Origin of the sequence: Streptomyces aurantiacus, from assembly GCF_027107535.1 — a bacterium.
GTDB lineage: Bacteria > Actinomycetota > Actinomycetes > Streptomycetales > Streptomycetaceae > Streptomyces.
In genome coordinates, this window is sequence record NZ_CP114283.1 from 1,966,174 (window position 1) to 1,990,318 (window position 24,145).

Here is a 24,145-nt window from a genome sequence, read left to right on the forward strand (position 1 = left end):
CCGCGGGTGCGTGGGGGCTGTTCGCGCAGTTCCCCGCGCCCCTTCGGGGGCGGATGTCCTAGGGGGCCAGGCGGCGGACCACGTACGCCGTTCCGCCCTCCGCCGGTTCCTCGCCCACGTACTCCTGCCCTCGCATCTCGCACCACGCCGGGATGTCCAGGCGGGCCGCCTCGTCGTCCGAGAGGACACGGACGGTGCCGCCCACCGGGACGTCGGTGATGACCTTGGCGAGTTCGATCACGGGAATCGGGCAGCGTTTGCCGAGGGCGTCCACCACCAGCGGGGCCGGGGCGGCGGGGGAGCCGGCCCGGCCCGGCGTCACCGCGGCGGCCGTCGGCGCGCCCAGCTTCTCGCGGACCGCCGCCACCGTACGGGGCAGGACGTCCAGGAAACGGTCGACGTCCTCCTCCGGCGTACCGAGGGGCAGGGACACCCGTACGTTGCCCTCACTGAGCACGCCCATGGCCTTCAGCACATGGCTCGGCGTCAGCGTGCTGCTCGTGCAGGACGATCCGGACGAGACGGAGAATCCCGCACGGTCCAGCTCGTGCAGCAGTGTCTCTCCATCGACATAGAGACAGGAGAAGGTGAGGAGATGGGGGAGCCGGCCGGCCGGGTCGCCCACCACCTCCACGTCCGGGACCAGTTCGGGCACCCGTGACCGGATCCGGTCCGTCAGCTCCCGCAGCCGGTCCGACTCGGCCGCCGCCTCGGCCCGTACGGCACGCAGCGAGGCCGCCGCGGCGACGATGCCGGGGATGTTCTCGAAACCCGGCGAGCGTCCCGACTCCCGCTCGTCGGCAGGACCTTGGGGCGCGTACCGCACTCCCTTGCGCACGGCGAGCAGTCCGACCCCCGCGGGCCCGCCCCACTTGTGGGCGCTGCCCGTCAGCAGTGACCAGCCGCCCTCGACCGGCCCCCAGGCCAGTGACTGCGCCGCGTCCACGAGCAGCGGCACGCCCGCCGCACGGCACGACTCGGCGGCGGCCGCCACCGGCTGCTCCGTACCCACCTCGTGGTTGGCGGACTGGAGGCAGGCGAGCGCCGTGTCGGGGCGAAGGGCATCGGCGTACGCGGTGGGGGACACCGCACCGGTACGCAGAACGGGCACTTCGGACACCGTGCCGCCCTCGCGCCGATGGATCTCCGCCGAATGGAGCACCGAAGAGTGTTCGACGGCGGACACGATCAGGTGGCGTCCGGCGCGGTGGCGGCCCGCGAGCGCGCCGGCGATCCCCGTGTGCACCGCGCGTGTGCCGGACGAGGTGAACACCAGCTCGTCCGGACGGCAGCCGATCGCCTCGGCGGCGGCCTCACGGGCGGCGTCCAGGAGCAACCGGGCGCGCCTGCCCTCGCGGTAGAGGCGGGCCGGGTCCGCCCAGCCCTCGTCGAGGGAGGCCTGGAGGGCCTGGCGGGCCACGGGGTGGAGGGGAGCGGACGACGCGGCGTCGAAGTAGGACACGGGGCCACGCTAACGCTCCCCGCGGGGTGGGGTGCCTGGGGTTGGGCGTCGGCGGGTGCGCGGGGGTTGCTCGCGCAGTTCCCCGCGCCCCTGAAGGGCGGGGGCGGGGCGGAGCCCCTTCTTGGGGGCGCGGGGAGCTGCGCACCGGCCACAGCGCCGCCGCAGCAGCCGCCGACGCACGGCACCGACAGAGCTCTCGGCGCCCCGCCGCGCCCTGCGGGGACCGCACTCGAACGCCCCGTCACATGCCTCGCAGAGCCACGCGTTCCACCCCTTCGGGGTGAGCGGCGGCGCGTTGGGGACCCTCCCCGCGCGACCCCAAAAAGCGTCCAGTAGGGTTTGGTCCGCATAAACATCCAAACCCCTGCCCGACGCAGGGCGGCGACCGACCGGCGAGAAGGCCGCAGCCGACCGCGCGGGCGAGACTCTCGGGAAGGCGCTACGTGAGTCCCTACGGCTCCGACCTCCCCCACGCCCCAGGGGGCGCGGGCGGTACCCCCATGCCGCGGCGCCCGATGCGGCGGAAGCTGCTGCAGGCACTGACTGCGGGCCTGGTCCTGGCGACCGCGACCGGTTGCACATACAAGGACTTTCCCCGCCTTGGTATGCCCACCCCGACCACGGAAGAGGCTCCTCGGATCCTCTCCCTGTGGCAGGGCTCGTGGGCCGCAGCGCTCGCCACGGGCGTGCTGGTCTGGGGCCTGATCCTGTGGAGCGCGTTCTTCCACCGGCGCAGCCGCACCAAGGTCGAAGTTCCCCCGCAGACCCGGTACAACATGCCCATCGAGGCGCTGTACACGGTGGTCCCCCTCATCATCGTCTCGGTGCTGTTCTACTTCACGGCCCGCGACGAGTCGAAGCTCCTCAGTCTCGACAAGAAGCCCGATGTGACGGTCAACGTCGTCGGCTTCCAGTGGAGCTGGGGCTTCAACTACATCGAGAACGTCGACGGCTCGACCGGTGACGCGAAGACCGACAAGAACCTGGACGCGATTCCGCAACGGTTCAAGAAGGACTTCCCGGCCGGCGCCGGTGGTGTCTACGACGTCGGTACACCCGGCACGGAGAACCCGCAGACGCACAACCCCGGTCCGACCCTCTGGCTCCCCAAGGGCAAGACGGTCCGCTTCGTCCTCACTTCGCGTGACGTCATCCACTCCTTCTGGGTGGTGCCGTTCCTCATGAAGCAGGACGTCATCCCGGGTCACACCAACTCCTTCCAGGTGACCCCCAACAAGGAGGGCACCTTCCTGGGCAAGTGCGCCGAGCTCTGCGGCGTGGACCACTCCCGGATGCTCTTCAACGTGAAGGTCGTCTCTCCCGAGCGCTACGAGGCCCACCTCAAGGAGCTCGCCGAGAAGGGCCAGACCGGTTACGTCCCGGCCGGCATCGAGCAGACGGACCACGAGAAGGAACGGGAGACGAACGTACTGTGAGCATCCTCAACGAACCTCAGGGTGCCGCCGAGACCGAGCACTATCAGAACGAGGTACCGGTCCGGCGCAAGCAGCCGGGCAACGTCGTGGTCAAGTGGCTCACCACCACGGACCACAAGACGATCGGCACGTTGTACCTGGTCACGTCGTTCGCGTTCTTCTGCATCGGCGGCGTGATGGCGCTGTTCATGCGCGCCGAACTGGCCCGTCCCGGCACGCAGATCATGTCGAACGAGCAGTTCAACCAGGCGTTCACGATGCACGGCACGATCATGCTGCTGATGTTCGCGACGCCGTTGTTCGCGGGCTTCACGAACTGGATCATGCCGCTGCAGATCGGTGCCCCCGATGTGGCGTTCCCGCGGCTGAACATGTTCGCCTACTGGCTGTACCTGTTCGGCTCGCTCATCGCGGTCGGTGGTTTCCTCACCCCGCAGGGCGCGGCCGACTTCGGCTGGTTCGCCTACTCCCCGCTGTCCGACGCGGTCCGCTCGCCGGGCATCGGCGCCGACATGTGGATCATGGGTCTGGCGTTCTCCGGGTTCGGCACCATCCTGGGCGCGGTCAACTTCATCACCACCATCATCTGCATGCGCGCGCCCGGCATGACCATGTTCCGCATGCCGATCTTCGTGTGGAACGTGCTGCTGACCGCGGTCCTGGTCCTGCTGGCCTTCCCCGTCCTGGCGGCTGCGCTGTTCGCGCTGGAGGCGGACCGCAAGTTCGGCGCGCACATCTTCGACTCGGCCAACGGCGGAGCGTTGCTGTGGCAGCACCTGTTCTGGTTCTTCGGGCATCCAGAGGTGTACATCATCGCGCTGCCGTTCTTCGGCATCATCAGTGAGGTCATCCCGGTCTTCTCCCGCAAGCCGATGTTCGGCTACATGGGCCTGATCGGCGCGACCATCGCCATCGCCGGCCTGTCGGTGACGGTGTGGGCGCACCACATGTACGTCACCGGCGGTGTGCTGCTGCCGTTCTTCTCGTTCATGACGTTCCTGATCGCCGTGCCGACGGGTGTGAAGTTCTTCAACTGGATCGGCACCATGTGGAAGGGGTCCCTGAGTTTCGAGACCCCGATGCTGTGGGCCACCGGCTTTCTGATCACCTTCACCTTCGGTGGTCTGACCGGTGTCATCCTGGCCTCGCCGCCGATGGACTTCCACGTCTCGGACTCGTACTTCGTGGTGGCGCACTTCCACTACGTGGTGTTCGGCACGGTCGTGTTCGCGATGTTCTCCGGCTTCCACTTCTGGTGGCCGAAGTTCACCGGCAAGATGCTCGACGAACGCCTCGGCAAGATCACCTTCTGGACCCTGTTCATCGGCTTCCACGGCACCTTCCTCGTCCAGCACTGGCTGGGCGCCGAGGGCATGCCGCGCCGGTACGCGGACTACCTGGCGGCCGACGGCTTCACCGCGCTGAACACGATCTCGACGATCAGTTCGTTCGTGCTCGGCCTGTCGATCCTGCCCTTCTTCTACAACGTGTGGAAGACGGCCAAGTACGGCAAGAAGGTCGAGGTCGACGACCCGTGGGGTTACGGCCGTTCGCTGGAGTGGGCCACGTCCTGCCCGCCGCCGCGGCACAACTTCCTCACGCTGCCGCGGATCCGTTCCGAATCCCCGGCCTTCGACCTGCACCACCCGGAGATCGCCGCTCTCGATCAGCTCGAGAACGCCGGTCACGGTGAGAAGGCCCTCGCTGGTGGAAAGGAGGCCGGCAAGTGAAGGTCCAGGGCAAGATGTTCATCTGGCTCGCCGTCTTCATCCTCGTCATGGCGATCGTCTATGGCGTGTGGTCGAAGGAGCCGGCCGGCACCACGGCGCTCTTCCTGGGCTTCGGCCTGAGCGTCATGATCGGCTACTACCTGTGGTTCACCGCCCGGCGGGTCGACACGGGCGCACAGGACAACAAGGAGGCCGACGTCGCGGACGACGCCGGTGAGGTCGGTTTCTTCAGCCCGCACAGCTGGCAGCCGCTCTCCCTCGGCATCGGCGGCGCGCTCGCCTTCATGGGCGTCGTCTTCGGCTGGTGGCTGCTCTACTTCTCGGCCCCGATCATCGTGATCGGCCTGTGGGGCTGGGTCTTCGAGTACTACCGCGGAGAAAGCCAGAACCAGTAGCACGCGCTGAGCGAAGGAAGCCCGGACACTCCGTCAGGAGGTCCGGGCTTCCCTCTTTTGCCACGCTTTCCGTCCCCCGCACGGCCCACTCGGCGCGCCGCGACCGACAGCCGTTCCTACGTTGAGGACATGAGCCACTCAGCTTCCTCCAGGGGCGCCGACACAGGTGCGGCGCGCCCGCGGAACCGTACCGCCGTCAGCTGCACGGCACTGATGGCCGCCATAGCCGTGGGCACCACGGCCTGCGGCTCCGACGGCCACCCGCTCTCCGCCAAGCCGTACGACGCGGCCGAGGACGTCTCCTTCAGCGCCGCCGTGAGCGACGGCAAGAAGGCGGACCCGGACAAGCCCCTGGAGATCACCGCCCAGGACTCCGACGGCCGCATCACCGACGTGACGGCCACGGACGCCGCAGGGCGGTACGTGGCGGGCGAACTGTCGGCCGACGGAGGCCGCTGGCACAGCACCTCACCGCTCGCCGCAGGAGCCCACTACACGGTGCGCGTGAGCACCGAGGACGAGGACGGCGCGCCGGGACGCAAGGTCGTCGGCTTCGACACCAGCACCCCCAGAACCAAGAAGCGGCTGAACGTGACGTTCGGGCCCGAGAGGGGCACGTACGGTGTCGGCCAGCCCATCACCGCCGAGCTCAGCGTCCCGGTCAAGGACAAGGCCGCCAGGGCCGTCGTCGAACGGGCCCTCAAGGTCCGGTCGCAGCCCGCGGTCCAGGGCGCCTGGCACTGGGTGGACGACAAGAAGCTGCACTACCGCCCCAAGGAGTACTGGCCCAGCAACGCCACCGTCCGGGCGTACAGCAACCTCTCGGGCATCAAGGTCGCCGAGAGGCTCTGGGGCGGCGAGGTCAAGCCCCTGACGCTCACCACGGGCGACCGCATCGAGGCCGTGACGGACGCCGCGTCGCACTCGATGACGGTCTACCGGAACGGTGAGGCGATCAAGACGATCCCCGTCACCACCGGCAAACCGGGCTTCGACACCCGCAACGGCGTCAAGGTCGTGCTGGGCAAGGAGTACTTCGTACGGATGCGCGGCACCAGCATCGGCATCGCCGAGGGCAGCGCGGAGTCCTACGACCTGCCCGTGTACTACGCCACCAGGGTCACCTGGAGCGGCGAGTACGTGCACGCCGCGCCCTGGTCCACCGGCTCGCAGGGGGCGGCCAACGTCAGCCACGGCTGCACCGGCATGAGCATGGCCAACGCCGAGTGGTTCTTCGAGACCGTCCGCGCCGGCGACATCGTCAAGGTCGTCAACTCGTACGGCAACACGATGGACGCGTTCGGCAACGGCTTCGGTGACTGGAACCTGACCTGGAAGAAATGGCGCAAGGGCAGTGCCCTGGTGGCGGACACCACGGAGGGCCCGGCCCCCGAGGACCGCCTGCGCCTGAACCCCGAGCCCGCGTAGCAGTCCCATGAGGGCCCGCAGGGGCCCGAGAGGGGCGCGGGGAACCGCGCGACCGGCCACACCGACCCCGGCAGTCGCCCTCGCCCCACCACGCCAGTGGGACGGCGACTAGGCGCTCAGGGCCCGCTTGCCGCGGAGCAGTCCGGCCAGGGCGGCGGCGAACTCCACAGGATCCACCGGCAGGGTCACCGCGGCCTCGGCCCGGCTCCACGTGGCCAGCCACGCGTCCTGCGGCCGTCCGATCAGCAGCAGCACCGGCGGGCAGTTGAAGATCTCGTCCTTGATCTGCCGGCAGATCCCCATCCCGCCCGCGGGAACCGCCTCACCGTCCAGCACGCACACGTCGATGCCGCCGCGGTCGAGCTCCTTGATGACCGCGGCAGGGGTGGCGCACTCGATGAACTCGACCTGGGGAACGTCCGTCGCGGGCCTGCGGCCCGTCGCGAGCCGCACCTGTTCGCGGGTGTTGGAGTCGTCGCTGTAGACCAGCACCGTTGCGGTCGGCTGCATTCTTCCTCCGGGACGTCAGCGTCGTAGAGACAGATCACGGACAGGGTCCGCTGCGCGGATGCTACTCCCTCGACCACGTGGTCAACACCGGTTCGGACAGGGCTTCGATGGGCCATACGGGCTGGACACACCCCACAGACACCCCGAACGGCACCCCCGGGAGTGAGGGCGGGATAAGCGACCGACATAATGTCGGTCGTGGCGACAGCAACGACAGTAGATACCGGGCACGCGCACCCGTCGGTCAATCGACCGAACCTCACCAGCGTCGGAACCATCATCTGGCTGAGTTCCGAGCTGATGTTCTTCGCGGCCCTCTTCGCGATGTACTTCACCCTGCGATCGGTGACGGGTCCCGACCACTGGAAGGAAATGGCGTCCAGCCTGAACTTCCCGTTCTCGGCGACGAACACCACGATCCTGGTGCTCTCCTCCCTCACCTGCCAGCTCGGCGTCTTCGCCGCCGAGCGCGGGGACGTGAAGAAGCTCCGGATGTGGTTCATCGTCACCTTCGTGATGGGTGCGATCTTCATCGGCGGTCAGGTCTACGAGTACACCGAGCTGGTCAAGCACGAGGGCCTGTCGCTCTCGTCGGACCCGTACGGCTCGGTGTTCTACCTGACCACCGGCTTCCACGGCCTGCACGTGACGGGTGGTCTCATCGCCTTCCTGCTGGTCCTCGGGCGCACCTACGCCGCCCGCAGGTTCACGCATGAGCAGGCGACCGCCGCCATCGTCGTGTCCTACTACTGGCACTTCGTCGATGTCGTCTGGATCGGCCTCTTCGCCACGATCTACATGATCAAGTAGCCGGGCCCGTTCCCGCGCACATTCCAGAAGCATCGACGCTGAAGATCCTGACACCGGGGTAATCCGTGAAAAAGCTCTCCGCACGACGACGCCATCCGCTGGCGGCGGTCGTCGTCCTACTCCTCGCGCTGGCGGCCACCGGGGGGCTGTACACCGCGTTCGCGCCCGCGGACAAGGCACAGGCCGATACATCCGCCCAGTCCCTCGCCATCGACGAGGGCAAGAAGCTCTACGCCGTCGGCTGCGCGAGCTGCCACGGCACGGGCGGTGAAGGCACCACCGACGGTCCCAGTCTGGCGGGCGTGGGCGCCGCGGCCGTCGACTTCCAGGTCGGCACCGGCCGTATGCCGGCCCAGCAGCCGGGCGCGCAGGTCCCGAAGAAGAAGGTCATCTACTCGCAGGCCGAGATCGACCAGCTCGCGGCGTTCGTCGCCTCACTGGGCGCCGGCCCGAGCGTGCCGACCGAGGAGCAGTACAGCGCCGAGGGCGCGGACATCGCCGAGGGTGGCGAGCTCTTCCGGACCAACTGCGCGCAGTGCCACAACTTCACCGGCAAGGGCGGCGCGCTGACAAACGGCAAGTACGCCCCGACGCTGGAGGATGTCGACCCGAAGCACCTCTACGAGGCCATGCAGACCGGCCCGCAGAACATGCCTTCCTTCCCCGACACCACGCTGACGGAGAAGAACAAGCAGGACATCATCGCGTACCTCGACGCGGTCAACAGCGATGACTCGGAGAGCCCCGGTGGTCTGGAGCTGGGCGGCCTCGGGCCGGTCAGTGAAGGCCTCTTCGGCTGGATCTTCGGTCTCGGCGGACTGATCGCCGTCGCCGTGTGGGTCGCCGCCCGGACCGCAAAGGCCAAGAAGTCATGAGTAGCCAAGACATTCCAGAAGAGAAGCTGCCCGCCGAGCGGGCCGACGACGAGCACGCGCACGGTGCCGTGGGTGTCGCGGACGAGAAGCACCCGTTCGCGGATCCCGGTCTGCCGCCGCACGAGCACCGCATCCAGGACATCGACGAGCGGGCCGCCAAGCGGTCCGAGCGCACGGTCGCCCTGCTGTTCACGCTGTCGATGCTGGCCACGGTCGGGTTCATCGCGTCCTTCGTGACGATCCCGGCCGACAAGATCGTCTACATCTTCCCGCTCGGTCACATCAGCGGTCTGAACTTCGCCCTGGGCATGACGCTCGGCCTGGCGCTGTTCTGCATCGGCGCGGGCGCGGTCCACTGGGCCCGCACCCTGATGTCCGACGAGGAGATGGCCGACGAGCGCCACCCCATCGCGGCGGAGCCCGAGGTCAAGGCCAAGGTTCTGGCCGACTTCAAGCAGGGTGCCAAGGAGTCCGCGCTCGGCCGCCGCAAGCTCATCCGCAACACGATGTTCGGCGCGCTGACCCTGTTCCCGCTGTCCGGCATCGTCCTGCTGCGCGACCTCGGTCCGCTGCCGGAGGACAAGCTCCGGCACACGCTGTGGTCCAAGGGCAAGCTGCTCGTCAACATGAACACGAACGAGCCGCTGCGTCCGTCCGACGTCGCCGTGGGGTCGCTGACCTTCGCCATGCCTGAGGGCCTGGAGGAGCACGACCACGATTTCCAGACCGAGATCGCCAAGGCGGCCCTGATGATCGTCCGGCTGCAGCCGGAGAACATCAAGGACAAGCAGGAGCTCGAGTGGTCCCACGAGGGCATCGTGGCCTACTCGAAGATCTGCACCCACGTCGGTTGCCCGATCTCCCTGTACGAGCAGCAGACGCACCACGTGCTCTGCCCGTGCCACCAGTCCACCTTCGACCTCTCCGACGGTGCCCGAGTGATCTTCGGTCCGGCCGGTCACGCCCTGCCGCAGCTGCGCATCGGTGTGAACGACGAGGGTTACCTCGAGGCGCTCAGCGACTTCGCAGAGCCCGTCGGTCCTGCTTTCTGGGAGCGCGGATGAGCACTACGACCAACTCCGCAGACTCGCGCTCGCGCGAGAAGGCACCGGCCGGCGAGCGCGTCGCCGACTGGGCCGACGGCCGGCTGGGGATCTACTCCCTCGCCAAGGCCAACATGCGCAAGATCTTCCCGGACCACTGGTCCTTCATGCTGGGCGAGATCTGCCTCTACAGCTTCCTGATCATCATCCTCACGGGTGTGTATCTGACGCTGTTCTTCCACCCCTCGATGAACGAGATCGAGTACCACGGAAGCTACGTCCCGCTGCAGGGACAGCTGATGTCGGAGGCGTTCGCCTCCACGCTGGACATCAGCTTCGACGTGCGTGGCGGTCTGCTGATCCGGCAGATCCACCACTGGGCGGCGATCGTCTTCCTGGCCGGCATGTTCGTGCACATGATGCGCGTCTTCTTCACCGGCGCGTTCCGCAAGCCGCGTGAGATCAACTGGCTGTTCGGCTTCCTGCTGTTCGTCCTGGGCATGTTCACCGGCTTCACCGGTTACTCGCTCCCGGACGACCTGCTCTCCGGCACCGGTGTCCGCTTCACCCAGGGCGCGATCCTGTCGATGCCGATCGTCGGCACGTACATCTCGATGTTCCTGTTCGGCGGGGAGTTCCCGGGCGGCGACTTCGTCGCGCGGTTCTACTCGATCCACATCCTGCTGCTGCCCGGCATCATGCTGGGGCTCGTGGTCGGCCACCTGATCCTGGTCTTCTACCACAAGCACACCCAGTTCGCGGGTCCCGGAAAGACCAACAAGAACGTCGTCGGCATGCCGCTGCTGCCGGTCTACATGGCCAAGGCCGGAGGCTTCTTCTTCCTGGTCTTCGGGTTCATCGCCATGCTGTCCGCGGTCGCGACCATCAACCCGATCTGGGTGCTGGGGCCGTACCGGCCGGACCAGGTGTCCACGGGCGCCCAGCCCGACTGGTACATGGGCTTCGCCGAGGGTCTGATCCGAGCCATGCCCGGCTGGGAGATCAACATCTGGGGACACACCCTCGTCCTGGGCGTGTTCATCCCCCTGGTGGTCTTCGGTATCTTCCTCGCGATGATCGCGCTCTACCCGTTCATCGAGTCCTGGATCACCGGGGACAAGCGCGAGCACCACATCCTGGACCGTCCGCGCAACGCACCGACCCGCACGGCCTTCGGTGTCGCCTGGGTCACCGCGTACGTGATCATGCTGATCGGTGGTGGCAACGACATCGTCGCCACACACTTCCATCTGTCGATCAACGCGGTCACCTGGTTCGTCCGCATCGGGTTCTTCCTCGGACCGGTCCTCGCGTTCGTCGCCACCAAGCGGATCTGCCTCGGCCTCCAGCGCCGGGACAAGGACAAGGTGCTGCACGGCCGCGAGTCGGGCATCATCAAGCGCCTGCCGCACGGTGAGTTCGTCGAGGTGCACGAGCCGCTCAGCCAGGAGGCCCTGCACACCCTCACGGCGCACGAGCAGTACGAGCCGGCGCAGATCGGCCCGGTGGTCGACGAGAACGGTGTCGAGCGCAAGGTGAAGGGCCCGCAGAAGCTGCGTGCCAAGCTCAGCAACGCCTACTTCGGTGAGGACAACCAGATCCCGAAGCCGACCGCTGAGGAGTACAAGGAGATCACGAGCGGCCACGGCCACCACTGATCTCCGACCTGTTCGCCACGGCTGGAGCCCCGTCCATTGCATGGACGGGGCTCTTTGCCGTCCCAAGGGCTGGATAGGGTGGACCCGTCCCTGTACGCAGGGTGAATCCACCGTCGCGCGTCTACGAACCCAGGAGCGGCAAATGAGTGCTGTGACCCCCGCTGGAGGCGACTTCGCGGCGGGCCGTTCCTGGCCCGCTCTCCTGAACGGCCTGCTGGACGGCCGCGACCTGAGCGCCGACGACACGGCCTGGGCGATGGACCTGATCATGCGGGGCGAGGCGACCGACGCCCAGATCGCCGGGTTCGCGGTGGCGCTGCGGGCCAAGGGCGAGACCGTCGAGGAGATCACCGGCCTGGTCCGCACGATGTACGCGCACGCCAACGTGATCGAGGTGCCGGGGGAGACCGTCGACATCGTCGGTACCGGCGGGGACGGGGCGAAGACCGTCAACATCTCGACGATGTCGGCCGTCGTCATCGCCGGTACGGGTGCCAAGGTCGTCAAGCACGGCAACCGCGCGGCGTCCTCCGCGTCCGGTGCCTCGGACGTCCTCGAGAAGCTCGGCGTCAATCTGGAGCTGACGCCGCGGCGGGTCGCCGAGGTCGCCGAAGAAGCCGGGATCACCTTCTGCTTCGCGGTGAAGTTCCATCCGGCGCTGCGTCATGTGGCCGCGGCACGGGGACAGTTGGGTATCCGGACGACCTTCAACTTCCTCGGCCCGCTCACCAATCCGGCACGGGTGAAGGCGCAGGCGGTCGGGGTGGCGCACGCGCCCATGGCGCCCATCGTGGCCGGCGTCCTGGCGGAGCGCGGCAACTCGTCGCTCGTCTTCCGCGGGGACGACGGGCTCGACGAGCTGACCACCACGTCCACGTCCCGGGTGTGGGTCGTACGGGACGGGCAGGTGCGAGAGGAGGCCTTCGACCCGCGTGACGTGGGAATCGAGCTGGTGCCGGTGGAGGCGCTGCGGGGCGCCGACGCCTCGTACAACGCGGATGTCGCGCGGCGGCTGTTCCAGGGGGAGACGGGCCCCGTACGGGACGCCGTCCTGCTGAACTCGGCGGCGGCGCTGGTGGCGCTGTCGCCGGGGTCCGGTTCCCTCGCGGAGCAGATCCGGGCGGGGATGGCCCGCGCCGCGGAGGCCATCGACTCCGGGGCGGCCTTGCGGTCGCTGGAGCGGTGGGTGGCCGCCACCCACCGGTAGCGCTGTCGTCCGCGGCCCGGTGGGGGCTGGTCGCGCAGTTCCCCGCGCCCCTGGACGACGGCAGCCCCGCGCCCCTGCAGGGGCGCGGGGCAGTCGTCGTCCAGGGGGCATCGTCCCGGTATGCGGACAGCGGGGTTGCGCCCCGGTGATCGTGTGGCAAGATGCTGGCAGGTCATGAGTGACAGTCATGAGGCCCCGGCCGACTGTCCGGCAACCCTCCGTCCGTGGCGGGGTGCCCCGGGTGAAGACCAGGTCGTAGGCAGTGAGGTCTACGGCAAGCGCGGACCCCTCGCCGCTTCTGTGAGCGGAGACACCAGGGGTCCTGGTCGTTCGAGGGAGTCTTTCATGAGCAAGCGAATGCGATAGGGCGCCGAGCCCCACCTCCGCGTACCCCCTTCACCTTTCCTGTGCCGGGCCGTGCCCGCCCGCACAGTGACTTCGCCTGCCTCTCACAGGAGTTCGCCATGTCTGTCTCCACCGCTGCCTCCGACCGGTCCGCCTGCTGTGACACCGACGCCTCCGGGCCCCTGCCCGTGCTGGGCCGGGACGTCACCGTTCCGCTCGTGATCGGCGGCGAGGTCACCTACGCGGCACTCGACTACGCCGCCAGCGCCCCCGCCCTCCAGCGGGTGTGGGACGACGTGGCCGCGTACGCCCCGTACTACGGCAGCGTGCACCGCGGGGCCGGGTACCTGTCCCAGCTGTCCACGGACCTCTTCGAGAACGCCCGCAGGACGGTCGCTGAGTTCCTCGACTGCCGGAGCGACGACCAGGTCGTCTTCACCCGGTCCACCACCGACTCGCTCAACCTCCTCGCCGCCGCCCTCCCCGCCGACTGCCAGGTCTTCGTCTTCGAGACCGAGCACCACGCGTCACTGCTGCCGTGGCAGGACGCCCGGGTCACGTACCTCGACGCCCCGCGCACGCCCGGTGAGGCCGTCGCGACACTGGAGCGGGCCCTCGCCGACCGTGACCCGTACGGACCGGCACTCGTGTGCGTCACGGGCGCCTCGAACGTCACCGGTGAACTGTGGCCCGTACGGGAACTGGCCGCCGCCGCCCATGCGCAGGGCGCCCGGATCGTCCTCGACGCGGCCCAGCTCGCGCCCCACCACCCCGTCTCCGTACTGGAGTTGGACGTGGACTGGGTCGCCTTCTCCGGACACAAGCTGTACGCGCCGTTCGGCTCGGGTGTGCTCGCGGGACGCTTCGACTGGCTGCGTGAGGCCGCCCCGTACCTCGTCGGCGGGGGTGCCTCGCGGAAGGTGTCGCGGCGCAGTGACGGCGGCGTCGACGTGGAGTGGCACGAGAACGCCGCACGGCACGAGGCCGGGTCGCCCAACGTCATCGGCGCCTACTCCATCGCCTCCGCCTGCAAGGCGCTCACCGAGGCCGGCTTCGACACCCTGGTCGCCCGCGAGCAGCACCTCGTCGACACCGTCCGCCGGGGCCTCGCCGAGGTGCCGCAGGTCCGCGTGCTCTCGCTCTTCGGGGACGACGCCCCGCGCGTCGGCGTCATCTCCTTCGTCGTCGACGGCTGGAACAGCTCGCACTTCGCCGCCGCGCTCTCCGCCGAGTACGGCATCGGCGTCCGTGACGGCCTCTTCTGCGCCCACCCCCTCGTCCGTACGCTCCTCGGCAGCGACCCGCAGACCCAGGGCGAGTGCGGTGCCCCCGAGGCGGCCCCCGGCGAGAAGTCCCTCAACGCCATCCGGGTCAGCTTCGGCGCGGGCACGCCCGACGAGCACGTGGAGCGGTTCGTGCGAGCCGTGAAGGAGCTTGTCACGGACGGCGCGCGCTGGAACTACCGTACGGAGGACGGCCGTTGCGTCCCGGACACCGGGGCGGACAACGGCGTCTGAAGTGGCGCGGACAGGGGTGCGGACAGGGGCGTGGGTGCCGCTTCAGGCGTCCGGGGCCGTGGCCCGGTGGGCAGCTGGGCGCCCAGTACCACCATGCGCAGGGCCCGCTCCGTCGCGTCCGTGAGGAGCTCGCCGGCCCGCAGGAACGCCTCGGCCGGTGCCATCGGAGCGGGCAGGATCCCGCTGTACGCGTCCACGCCGGGCACCGTGTGCGCGCCCTCGCCGAGGGTGCCCGCGAGGGCGAGGACCGGACGCCCGTGGAGCTTGGCGCGGCGGGCCACCTCGGCCGGGACCTTGCCCCGCGGTGTCTGGTGGTCCAGGGCGCCCTCGGCGGTGAGGACCAGGTCGGCGCGGGCCAGCCGCGCGTCCAGGTCGAGGTGGTCGAGGAGCACCTCGAAGCGGGGGAGGAGACGGGCGCCGAGAGCCGCCAGGCCCGCGCCCAGGCCGCCGGAGGCCCCCGTACCGGGGCCGCCGTACAGGTCGCCGGTGACCGGCAGGTCCCGGGTGAGCACGCGCGCCCAGTTCTCCAGACCGGCCGCCAGCTGTTCGACCTGTGCGGGAGTCGCCCCCTTCTGCGGACCGAAGACACGGGCCACGCCCAGCTCACCGCAGAGCACGTTGTACGGGTTGCAGGCGACCAGCAGTTCCACGTCCGCGAGGCGGGGGTCGAGGCCCGTCGGGTCGATGCGCTGAAGGCGTACCAACTCGGCTCCGCCGTGCGGGAGTTCGAAGCCGTCCGCGTCGAGCAGTCTGGCGCCCAGCGCCTGGAGCGCGCCGGCGCCCCCGTCCGACGTGCCCGAGTCGCCGCAGCCGACGAGCACGCGGTGTACGCCCGTGTCGAGGGCGGCGCGGATCAGCTCGCCCACGCCGTACGTGGTGGTGGCGCCCGGATCGCGCAGGCAGTGCGGGACGAGGGAGAGGCCGGCGACGGCCGCCATCTCCACGACGGCCGTGCCACCCACGCCGAGCAGCGCGAAGTGGGTGCCCACGGGCTCGCCCAGCGGGCCGGTGGCGGGCAGGGCGACCAGCCGGCCCCCGGTCGCCGTGGCGAGGGCCCGGGCGGTGCCCTCGCCTCCGTCCACCAGTGGAATGAGATCGACCTCGGCGTCCGGGACGACACGGCGTACGCCCGCCGCGATGGCGTCGGCGGCGGCCTGGGCGGACAGGGACTCCTTGAAGCCGCTGGGGGCGACGGCGAAACGGGTCAGCATGGGCGGGGCTCCTTCAGAGCTGCGGGACGTCCGGGATCCGGGCCTTCCAGGTCCCGGCGATCGGGGGTCGGGGCTTCAGGGGTCAGGGCTTCAGCACGGGCACGCCGAACAGCGGCCACACGGCGAGGGCGAAGAGCAGGACGAGGGCGGCCGTCAGCGGGGCGAGAACCGCGGACAGGCGCAGCAGGTCGCGCGGGGTGTAGGTCGGCGTGCCGGGTATCTCCGCGAAGAGCGTGACGGGCTTCGCGGAGGCCGGCAGTGTGTGGCAGAAGCCCGCCGCCGCGGTGGACGCCAGCGCCGCCGCGACCGGGTTGACGCCCGCGCCCACGGCCGCCGCGACGACCAGCGGCACGAGGACGGACGAGCGGGCCGAGCGGGACTGCAGGACGAGGTGGGCCGCCGTGCTCACCGCGACGACGAGCGCGAGGAAGAGCCACGGCTCCACGTCGACCGGCAGGCCGGACACCAGCCACTTCGCCGCCCCCGAGTCCGCGAGCGCGACCCCCATCGCCATCGTCGCGGCCATGAAGAGGAGCAGCGACCAGGGCACGGTCTTCAGTGCGTCCTTGAGGCCGACCGTCCCGAGGGCGGGCGAGGCCGCGACGACCGCGCCGATCAGCGCGACGACCGCCGGCGACACCTGGTGGAGCGGTTCGCTGCACCACAGCACGACCACGGTGGCGAGCAACAGCGCACACCGCGACTCGGCCGGTGTCCAGGGGCCGGTGACCGGCCGCTCGCTGTGCCGCTGGATGTCATCGGCCGTGATCCGTACGGGAGTTCGGCGGTCCGAACGCCGAGTGGTCGTCAACAGCACCGCTTCGGCGGCCAGATGGGAGGACACCACCGCCAGCGGCAGGCCGAGCAGCAGCCACTGGGTGAAGTCGATGCGGTCGCCCGTGGTCTCCCACAGCACCGACACCGTGATCAGATGCGCTCCCGCACCGATCAGGGTCGCCACCGCCGACAGGAGGATCACGGTAGGGAAGAGCAGCGCCAGCATCACGACCAGTCGTCTCCGGTCGGCCAGTGCCTTGGCGAGGGCGAGGAACACCGGCAGTGCCAGTGCGGCCCGGCCGGAGGTGGCGGGCACCGCGAACGCCGTCACGACGAGCGCCGCGGTGGTCAGGTGCACCAACTGCCGCACGCCGCGCGCCCCGCCGACCAGGAACGCCGCCGCCCGCCCGGCGAGCCCGGTCCGGGTCACCGCCGCCGCGAGCACGAAGGCGCAGATCAGCAGCCAGACCGTCGAGTCGCCGAGGGTGCCGAAGAGCGTGTCGCTGCTGATCACCCCGGTCACGGTGAGGGCGAGCCCCGCGCCCAGGGCGATGTACGTGTCGTCGATGGGTGTACCGATCCACGCGCAGGTCGCCAGCGTGAACACGGCGAGCGTCAGACGGGCGTCGGCGCCGAGCCCGGGGAAGTTGCCGGGCACGACCAGCAGGGCGCAGAGGCTCAGGGCCACGCACAGGGTGACGGTTCGGAGGAGGTTCAGGCTCACAGGTCCCAGAGTCCGGCCGGGCCGTGAGCCTCCAATGAGCCCCACATGAAGGAAGCTTCACGCTCACCCGGGGAGCCGGTATCCCATTCCCCGCACGGTCTCCACCTGCTCGGCCCCGAGCTTCTTGCGCAGCGCGCGCACGTACACGTCGACGATGTTGGACCCGGGGTCGAAGTCGTACCCCCACACGTGCGACAGGATCTGCTCGCGCGACAGGACCTGTCCGGGGTGCCGCAGGAACAGCTCCAGAAGCACGAACTCGCGGGCCGTCAGGTCGACGGTCCGCTCGCCGGCCCGAGCCCGCCGGGTGCGCAGGTCCAGCGTCAGGTCACCGCCGCGCAGCACGGTGACCTCGGGCGTTCCGGCCGCCGTCCGCAGCCGCAGGCGCACCCGGGCGAGGAGTTCCTCGAATCGGAACGGTTTGGTCATCCAGTCGTCGGCGCCGCCCTCCAGGCCGGCCACCGTGTCGCGTACGGAGTCCCGGGCGGTCAGCACGATCACGGGGACCGTGACACGGGCCTCGCGCAGTTCGCGCAGCACGGTGAAGCCGTCCCGCCCCGGCAGCCCGATGTCGAGGATCACCAGGTCGAAACCGCCGGTCAGCGTGTACTCGTACGCCGAGTCGCCGTCCGCCACGACGGTCGTGGTGAAGCCGCCCGCGCGCAGCCCCTTCTCGACGAAGGAGGCGATGCGCTCCTCGTCCTCGACGATCAGGATGCGGTTCATGCGTGCAGTCCCGTCATGTGTTCCTCTTCCCGTGCGAGCACGAGTACGAAGGTGGCCCCGCCGCCCTCGGTCTGCCGCAGCAGTACCCGGCCGCCGCGGTGCCCCTGCGCGATCGCCCGCACGATCGACAGGCCGAGGCCCGCGCCGCTGCCCCGGGTACCGCGCCGGGCGGTGCCGCGGCGGAAGCGTTCGAAGATGACCTCGGCGTCCTGCGGCTGCACACCGGGGCCCGAGTCGGACACGTACAGCTCCACGCGTCCGTCCAGGACGTGCGAGCCGATGCGGATCGACTGGCCGGGGACGGTGTGCTGCACGGCGTTCTGCGCGAGCTGCACCATGGCCTGGGTGACGCGCTGAGGGTCCAGCCGGGCCTCGCCCTCGGCGACCTCGGCCAGCTCCCAGTGCCGGTCGCCGAGGGTGCGGGCCTTGACGAAGACGTCGGCGGTGAGTTCGGCGAGCTGGACCGGCTCGGGGGTGACGAAGTCGGGCCGTTCGGTCCGGGCGAGCAGCAGCAGGTCCTCGACGATGCGGCTCATCCGGTCCAGCTCGTCGGTGACCAGGCGGACCGTCTCCTCCCGCTCGGCCGGATCGTCACCCATCAGCTCCAGGTGGCCGCGCACGATGGTGATCGGGGTGCGCAGTTCGTGGCCCGCGTCGTCGACGAACTCCCGCTGGGCGGCGAAGGCGCGCTCCAGCCGGTCCAGCATCGCGTTGAACGTCTCGGCCAGCGCGGCGATGTCGTCGTGGCCACGGACCGGGATGCGCCGCGTGAGGTCCTGCTCCGTGAGCTGCGCGGCGGTGGTGCGCACCAGCCGTACGGGCTTGAGGATGCGGCCGGCCACCACCCAGGCGATCCCCGTCGTCAGCAGCAGCGCCACACCGCAGATGGCCAGCAGGATGCGGAACACCTCGTTCGCGCGGGCCTGTTCGCGCCCCGGGTGGAAGGCGACGACGAACGCCGCCTCCGGCTCGCCGCCCGGACGGGCGATGGCGACCTTGGCCCACCGGACGTCCCCGGCGGCGCGGTGCAGCGTACCGGTGGACGCGGTCGACGCGAAGATCTGCCGACGGGCCGCCGCATCCCGGTGCAGAGGCAGTTCCACGGGGATCTCGCGGTCCTGGACGAGCTTCGCCGGGGCGGCGCCCGAGGGGCCGGCGAGGAGCCCCATCAGCTCCTCGTCGGGGTCGGCGTACTGCCGCTCCAGGAAGACGCGCAGCAGCCGTCCGGGATCGCTGAAGGGCCGGCCGGTCGTGGGATCCACCCCGCGCTCCTCGAAGTGCGCGAACTCGCCGGTCTCCTGGGCGAGCAGGCCGCTGACGCGGGAGTCGACGTCCCGCAGGAGGATCGAGCGGGTGGTCGTGGCCACGGCGGCGAAGGCCACGGCCATCACGAGCAGCAGCCAGAGCAGGATGCGGACCCGGGCCGAGACCCGCCGACGCACGGACACGGAGCCGGGCAAGGATGCGGGAGCGGACCCGGGCATGGGTGCGGGAACGGGCTCAGCCGTCGTCTCCCGGGCCGTCGTCGTCATCGTCGTCATCACTCACCGGAGGCCGTGACACGACCTCGTCACTCGGGGTCGGAGTCGGGGTCGGGGTGGGTTTCGCGGAGGTGGGCGCCGCCGAGGGCGAACCGCTCTCCAGCTCGACTCTGGGCGGCACCTTCGGGGACTCCGGACTGTCGGTCAGGGCGTAACTGGTGGCGGCGATCCCCAGCGGGATCACCACGACGGCGGCGAGGGCCGCCATACGGTGGGAGAAGACCATGGGCCGATGGTGCGGGGCCCGGGGGTGCGCCCGGATGAGCGCCGGATGAAGAACTCTTCATCCTGGGATGCGGGGGCCGGTGGGCCCGAGGGCTCGACGCGGCGGCCACCCCGCCACGGGCGCTCCTCGGCTCCGCCGGTGAGCGGCCCCCCCCGGGGGGCGCGGGAAACCGTGCGGTCGGTCACCACCGACCCGCAGCCGGCACCCGGCCCCGCGATCCGGACTAGTTGTCGAGCCCGATGGCGAACGCGGCCTCGAGGTCGTGCTGCGAGTACGTCCGGAACGCCACATGCGTGTCCGTGCCCTCCACCCCCGGAATCTTGCTGATCATCCCGGGAATGACATCGGCCAGGTCGTCATGGGCCTTCACCCGGACCATGGCGATCAGGTCGTACGTGCCGGTCACGGAGAAGACCTCGCTGACGCTGTCGAGCGCGGCGATCGACTCGGCGATCTCGGGGATCCGGTCCACGCTGGTCTTGATGAGCACGATCGCGGTGATCACGGCTGGGTTTCTCCCTCGGTGGCCGGCGCTGGGGATTTCACTCTAGCCGGACGGCCGTACCGCACCCACGCGTAGAGGAAGCCGGCCGAGAAGCCCAGCAGGTGCGCCAGATAGGCGACGCCGGGGCCCTGTGTCGCGCGCCCGGCGGCCAGCCACTGCAGGGACACCCAGAACGGGAGCACGACCCAGGCGGGAAACCGCAGCGGGAGGAAGAAGAGGAACGGAAAGAGACTGGTCACCCTGGCTTTGGGGAACAGGTAGAGGAAGGCGCCGAGGACCGCGGAGATCGCCCCTGACGCGCCGACGAGGGTCTGTGCCGAGTCGGCGTGGGCGGCCGCGTAGCCGAGCAGGGCGAGGTAGCCGCAGCCCACGTAGAAGAGGGCGAACTGGACGTGGCCCATCCTCTCCTCGGCCATCGCCCCGAAGACATAGAGGAAGAGCATGTTCCCCAGAAGATGCAGCCAGCTGCCGTGCACGAAGAGCGCGGTGGCCGGGGTGACGGCGGCCCGTGGCCTCCCCTGGAACAGTTCGACGGGCACCACCCCCCACCGTTCGAAATAGGCCCGCTGCGCCGAGAGCAGCTCGTCGCCGGTGCCGTACGCGGGCCCGAGGCCCGAGGCCGGGCCGATCACGAAGACCAGACAGCACAGGGCGATCAGTCCGTAGGTCACCGGAGCGGACTGCCCCCGGGCCGCTCCGGCCGTCCTGCCGACGGTCCTGCCCCAGTTGCCGATCATGGGCAGATCATGACGTAACGGAACCGATCGGCGCAGAGTGCCTCGCCGCTTCGCGCCCCGCGGGGGCGCGGGGCCGTGACATGGCGACGGCCCGCCGCGCGTCCGTGACCGGTCACGGACGGCCCGCGGTTTTCGGACCACCCCTCCAGCGGAGCGCTCGGTACGCGCCAGGCCGTAGGGTTACGAGCCACACGCTCCAGGACAGCTGGTGCGCCGCGGAGATCCAGGAAAGAGAGCGACTGCCACGATGACGGTTCCCCTCCCGACCACCGAGACCCGTTGGCGCTGCACGCTCTGCGGCAACCTGACGCGATTCGACGTGACCCGTTCGTCGAAGGTCGTCGAGTACGTGCATCTCGACCTGGCCGGGGAACCGAAGGTCGAGGAGCGCGACGTGGTCAGTGAGACCATCGAGTCCGTGCGCTGCCGCTGGTGCAACGCGGTGGATCAGGTGGAACTGGTGGACAGGCCGGGCGCCGGCTCCTGACAGGAGCGGGCCCCGCACGGACGATGGGGTGAAGGATGGTGGAGACCACAGGCGAGGAGCCGGACGACGGCGACGCCGAGGTGCTCGATCGTCCGCTGCCCGACGGTGTGCGCCGCAAGGTCGTACAGATCGTCTCGGACGGCTTCGGCGGGCTGACCGTGGCCGAACTGCCCGCCCAGCTGAGGCAGTACGCCCGGTTCGCCCCCAATCGCCGCGCCAAGTTCGCGGGTACGGCGATGGCGGCGGCCATGGAGACGGACCCGCTCTTCAGACAGCGCATCGCCGAGAAACTCAGAGACGCGCAGCCGGAGCTGTCCGGCGCTCTCGTCTCAGGCTCTGCGCCCCCGGCCGCGGACCCGCTCGACGTGGCGGCCGCGGCCTATGTGCTGCGGCCCCCGGGCTGGGTCAAGCTGGTGACCGCCGCGGGCGAGGAGGCACTGCGGGCGGACGCCGAGCGCGCCGACGAGGAGAGCCGCGCCGAGCTGGAGCGGCTGCGCGAGGAGCTCGCCGAGGCCCGCGGCCAGACCCGTACCGAGACGGAGCGGCTGCGCACCGAGCTCGAAGCGGCGAAGAAGGAAGCCGAGTCGCTGCACCGCAAACTGCGCGGGGCGCTCAGTGACGTCAAGCGCGGCGAGGCCGCCCTGCGCAAGCTGCGGGGCGAGATGGAGTCCGTACGCGGCGACGGCCAGGCCCAGGTGTCGGCCGCCGAGAGCGAGAGCCGGCGCCTGAAGTCGCGGCTCGGTGAGGCGGAGGCGGCCCTGGAAGCCGCCCGCCGCGCGGCCCGCGAAGGCCGCAGCGTCGAGGACATGCGGGTACGGCTGCTGCTGGACACCGTGCTCGACGCGACTCAGGGGCTGCGCCGCGAACTGGCTCTGCCGCCGGTGTCGGTGCGGCCCGCGGAGACCGTGGACGCGGTCGAGCCGGGACGCATGACACCGAAGGACATCGCCGCCCGGGCGCTGTCCGAGAACGATCCAGCGATCCTCGACCAGCTGCTCGCGCTGCCGCAGGCGCACCTGGTCGTCGACGGCTACAACGTCACCAAGACCGGCTATCCGCAGATGCCGCTGGAGAAGCAGCGCCTGCGGCTCCTCGGCCAGCTCTCACAGCTCGCCGCGCAGACCGGCGCCGAGGTCACCTGTGTCTTCGACGGGGCCGAGCTGGCCGCCCCGGTGCTGCTCGCGCCGCCGCGCGGGGTGCGGGTGCTGTTCTCCAAGCCGGGCGTCACCGCGGACGAGTTGATCCGCCAGCTGGTGCGTGCGGAGCCCCCGGGCCGGCCCGTCATCGTCGTCTCCACCGACCGCGAGGTGGCCGACGGTGTGGCCAGTGCGGGCGCGCGGCCGGTGGCCTCCGTGGTGCTGCTCAAGCGCCTGTCGAGGGGTTGAGAGAGGCCGTTCGCGGGCAGCCCCGCCGCTCGGGCCGTCCACGGCCGCCTTTCTGTCTCGTACGTCACATACGCGCCGGACGCCCCAAGCGCAACACATGGTCGACTTGCCCGAATTGGCGAAACCTTCACGCAACGTAGTGTCAATCACGCATTACTGCACGTGAGTTGAGTGCAAAGAATGCGGTCGGTGACCGAGATTTTTCCGAGGAGGATTTGAACTGATCACAGGGTGGTCACTAGGGTCAGGCCTCGAACCTCTACTCGGGTGATCACTCATTGGGAGTGACGGTGGAGGGGCACCGCCAACCGGCGTCTTCGGTGGGCGGCTGAGGTAATGAAGGAGCTCGCCTCCGTGGCGTCCCACCGTCGACCGAAGCAGCCGAGCCGCACCCGTGTGACCGTGCTCACCACCGCCGCTGCCGCAGCCGTTGCCCTCAGCTCGCAGGCGGCCAACGCCGCGCCCAGCGAGAAGCCGAGCAAGGACGAGGTCAAGGCCAAGGTCGACAAGCTCTACGAAGAGGTCGAGCGGGCCACCGACAAGGCCAACGGGGCTGAGGAGAAGCAGGAGAAGCTCGAGAAGGAGATCGACACTCTCCAGGATCAGGTCGCACGCGGCCAGGACGATCTCAACTCCATGCGCGACGGCCTCGGTCTGATGGCCAGCTCCCAGTACCGGACGGGCGCCATCGACCCCTCCGTCCAGCTCTTCCTCTCCTCGGACCCGGACGACTACCTCGACAAGGCGTCCGCCATGGACCAGCTGAGCTCTCAGCAGGTCGAGGCGCTGAAGAAGGTCCAGGACAAGCAGCGGGTTCTCGCCCAGCAGCGCCAGGAGGCCTCCGGCAAGCTCAAGGAGCTCGCCGACACCCGCAAGACCCTGGACCAGAAGAAGAAGGAGGTCCAGGGCAAGCTCACCGACGCGCGCAAGCTGCTCAACACCCTGACCGCCAAGGAGCGTGCGGCCATGACGGCCGCCGACGACCGCGCCAGCCGCTCCGCCGGTGACCGCGTCGAGCTCGGCAACGAGGTTCCCGCCTCCGAACGTGGTGCCGCCGCCCTCGCCGCCGCGAAGACCCAGATGGGCAAGCCGTACGTCTCCGGTGGCAGCGGCCCCAACTCGTACGACTGCTCCGGGCTGACCCAGTGGGCGTACAGCCAGGCCGGGGTGTCGATATCCCGGACCACGTACACGCAGCAGAACGACGGCGTGAAGATCGGCCGCGACCAGCTCAAGCCCGGCGACCTGGTCTTCTTCAACAGCCTGGGACACGTCGGCCTGTACGCCGGAAACGGTGTGATCGTGCACGCCCCGAAGCCGGGCACTGTCGTCCGCCTCGAGTCGATGAGCACGATCGGCACCTTCCAGTTCGGCGTCCGCGTCTGATCCCGGGCCCTCGTCCGGCCGGCT

At 69.9% G+C, this 24,145-nt stretch carries 22 protein-coding genes and 1 riboswitch; of the genes, 13 read left to right on the top strand and 9 right to left on the bottom strand.

Annotated elements, in window-relative coordinates:
* Positions 1 to 58: 58 nt before the first annotated feature.
* Complete coding sequence (locus O1Q96_RS10355) at positions 59 to 1,462, bottom strand: cysteine desulfurase/sulfurtransferase TusA family protein (protein ID WP_269247882.1); 1,404 nt, start codon at positions 1,460 to 1,462, stop codon at positions 59 to 61.
* A 443-nt stretch (positions 1,463 to 1,905) separates the two neighbouring features.
* On the opposite strand from O1Q96_RS10355, the gene ctaC reads away from it, so the two are divergent.
* From ctaC to O1Q96_RS10375, 4 genes are all read left to right on the top strand, one after another.
* Entirely contained in the window at positions 1,906 to 2,898 is a 993-nt protein-coding gene (ctaC, locus tag O1Q96_RS10360; RefSeq protein WP_383205481.1) for an aa3-type cytochrome oxidase subunit II, read from the top strand.
* Positions 2,895 to 4,628, top strand: a complete 1,734-nt coding sequence (gene ctaD, locus O1Q96_RS10365; protein WP_269247884.1) for an aa3-type cytochrome oxidase subunit I — start codon at positions 2,895 to 2,897, stop codon at positions 4,626 to 4,628. Before ctaC ends, ctaD begins: the two co-directional genes overlap by 4 nt.
* Positions 4,625 to 5,023, top strand: a complete 399-nt coding sequence (locus O1Q96_RS10370; RefSeq protein ID WP_269247885.1) for a cytochrome c oxidase subunit 4 — start codon at positions 4,625 to 4,627, stop codon at positions 5,021 to 5,023. The genes ctaD and O1Q96_RS10370 overlap by 4 nt, the downstream gene beginning before the upstream one ends.
* 129 nt (positions 5,024 to 5,152) lie before the next feature.
* Positions 5,153 to 6,451, top strand: a complete 1,299-nt coding sequence (locus O1Q96_RS10375) for a L,D-transpeptidase (RefSeq protein WP_269247886.1) — start codon at positions 5,153 to 5,155, stop codon at positions 6,449 to 6,451.
* Positions 6,452 to 6,559: 108 nt separating this feature from the next.
* Here the strand turns inward: O1Q96_RS10375 and O1Q96_RS10380 are convergent, their stop codons facing one another.
* Entirely contained in the window at positions 6,560 to 6,961 is a 402-nt protein-coding gene (locus tag O1Q96_RS10380) for a DNA-binding transcriptional response regulator (protein WP_269247887.1), read from the bottom strand.
* A gap of 189 nt (positions 6,962 to 7,150) precedes the next feature.
* On the opposite strand from O1Q96_RS10380, the gene ctaE reads away from it, so the two are divergent.
* From ctaE to O1Q96_RS10410, 6 genes are all read left to right on the top strand, one after another.
* A complete protein-coding gene (gene ctaE, locus O1Q96_RS10385) occupies positions 7,151 to 7,771 on the top strand; it encodes an aa3-type cytochrome oxidase subunit III (protein ID WP_217455365.1) in 621 nt (206 codons plus the stop codon).
* A 65-nt stretch (positions 7,772 to 7,836) separates the two neighbouring features.
* Positions 7,837 to 8,646, top strand: a complete 810-nt coding sequence (qcrC, locus tag O1Q96_RS10390) for a cytochrome bc1 complex diheme cytochrome c subunit (protein WP_217455366.1) — start codon at positions 7,837 to 7,839, stop codon at positions 8,644 to 8,646.
* Positions 8,643 to 9,710: a cytochrome bc1 complex Rieske iron-sulfur subunit gene (gene qcrA / locus O1Q96_RS10395; protein ID WP_269247888.1), complete on the top strand. Its 1,068-nt coding sequence runs from the start codon at positions 8,643 to 8,645 to the stop codon at positions 9,708 to 9,710. The genes qcrC and qcrA overlap by 4 nt, the downstream gene beginning before the upstream one ends.
* The gene (gene qcrB, locus O1Q96_RS10400; RefSeq protein WP_269247889.1) at positions 9,707 to 11,347 is read left to right on the top strand and encodes a cytochrome bc1 complex cytochrome b subunit; all 1,641 of its coding nucleotides are present in this window, start codon (positions 9,707 to 9,709) and stop codon (positions 11,345 to 11,347) included. Before qcrA ends, qcrB begins: the two co-directional genes overlap by 4 nt.
* Positions 11,348 to 11,489: 142 nt before the next feature.
* Positions 11,490 to 12,554 (top strand): anthranilate phosphoribosyltransferase, encoded by a 1,065-nt coding sequence (gene trpD, locus O1Q96_RS10405; protein ID WP_269247890.1) that lies wholly within the window; start codon positions 11,490 to 11,492, stop codon positions 12,552 to 12,554.
* 170 nt (positions 12,555 to 12,724) lie between these two features.
* Positions 12,725 to 12,841, top strand: a riboswitch (SAM riboswitch).
* Between the two features lie 177 nt (positions 12,842 to 13,018).
* A complete protein-coding gene (locus tag O1Q96_RS10410; protein ID WP_269247891.1) occupies positions 13,019 to 14,416 on the top strand; it encodes an aminotransferase class V-fold PLP-dependent enzyme in 1,398 nt (465 codons plus the stop codon).
* Here the strand turns inward: O1Q96_RS10410 and O1Q96_RS10415 are convergent.
* The 7 genes from O1Q96_RS10415 to O1Q96_RS10445 all read right to left on the bottom strand — a co-directional run bounded on the left by O1Q96_RS10415 (position 14,359) and on the right by O1Q96_RS10445 (position 20,863).
* Positions 14,359 to 15,627, bottom strand: a complete 1,269-nt coding sequence (locus tag O1Q96_RS10415) for a glycerate kinase family protein (RefSeq protein WP_269247892.1) — start codon at positions 15,625 to 15,627, stop codon at positions 14,359 to 14,361. The two genes, O1Q96_RS10410 and O1Q96_RS10415, sit on opposite strands and share 58 nt — an antisense overlap.
* Positions 15,628 to 15,709: 82 nt before the next feature.
* Positions 15,710 to 17,128, bottom strand: coding sequence for an SLC13 family permease (locus O1Q96_RS10420; protein ID WP_269247893.1), 1,419 nt, complete (start codon positions 17,126 to 17,128; stop codon positions 15,710 to 15,712).
* Positions 17,129 to 17,191: 63 nt separating this feature from the next.
* Complete coding sequence (locus O1Q96_RS10425; RefSeq protein WP_269247894.1) at positions 17,192 to 17,854, bottom strand: response regulator transcription factor; 663 nt, start codon at positions 17,852 to 17,854, stop codon at positions 17,192 to 17,194.
* The gene (locus tag O1Q96_RS10430) at positions 17,851 to 19,242 is read right to left on the bottom strand and encodes a sensor histidine kinase (protein ID WP_331276103.1); all 1,392 of its coding nucleotides are present in this window, start codon (positions 19,240 to 19,242) and stop codon (positions 17,851 to 17,853) included. Before O1Q96_RS10430 ends, O1Q96_RS10425 begins: the two co-directional genes overlap by 4 nt.
* Positions 19,243 to 19,354: 112 nt before the next feature.
* Complete coding sequence (locus tag O1Q96_RS10435) at positions 19,355 to 19,621, bottom strand: small secreted hydrophilic protein (RefSeq protein ID WP_269247895.1); 267 nt, start codon at positions 19,619 to 19,621, stop codon at positions 19,355 to 19,357.
* 223 nt (positions 19,622 to 19,844) lie between these two features.
* Positions 19,845 to 20,126, bottom strand: a complete 282-nt coding sequence (locus O1Q96_RS10440) for an Lrp/AsnC family transcriptional regulator (protein ID WP_055615922.1) — start codon at positions 20,124 to 20,126, stop codon at positions 19,845 to 19,847.
* On the bottom strand, positions 20,123 to 20,863 hold the full coding sequence (locus tag O1Q96_RS10445; RefSeq protein ID WP_269247896.1) for a rhomboid family intramembrane serine protease: 741 nt from the start codon (positions 20,861 to 20,863) through the stop codon (positions 20,123 to 20,125). Before O1Q96_RS10445 ends, O1Q96_RS10440 begins: the two co-directional genes overlap by 4 nt.
* Before the next feature lie 247 nt (positions 20,864 to 21,110).
* On the opposite strand from O1Q96_RS10445, the gene O1Q96_RS10450 reads away from it, so the two are divergent.
* The 3 genes from O1Q96_RS10450 to O1Q96_RS10460 all read left to right on the top strand — a co-directional run bounded on the left by O1Q96_RS10450 (position 21,111) and on the right by O1Q96_RS10460 (position 24,121).
* A complete protein-coding gene (locus O1Q96_RS10450; RefSeq protein WP_217455377.1) occupies positions 21,111 to 21,350 on the top strand; it encodes a hypothetical protein in 240 nt (79 codons plus the stop codon).
* 35 nt (positions 21,351 to 21,385) lie between these two features.
* Positions 21,386 to 22,735 (top strand): NYN domain-containing protein, encoded by a 1,350-nt coding sequence (locus O1Q96_RS10455; RefSeq protein WP_269247897.1) that lies wholly within the window; start codon positions 21,386 to 21,388, stop codon positions 22,733 to 22,735.
* 354 nt (positions 22,736 to 23,089) lie between these two features.
* The gene (locus O1Q96_RS10460) at positions 23,090 to 24,121 is read left to right on the top strand and encodes a C40 family peptidase (protein ID WP_269247898.1); all 1,032 of its coding nucleotides are present in this window, start codon (positions 23,090 to 23,092) and stop codon (positions 24,119 to 24,121) included.
* The last annotated feature ends 24 nt before the right edge of the window (positions 24,122 to 24,145 follow it).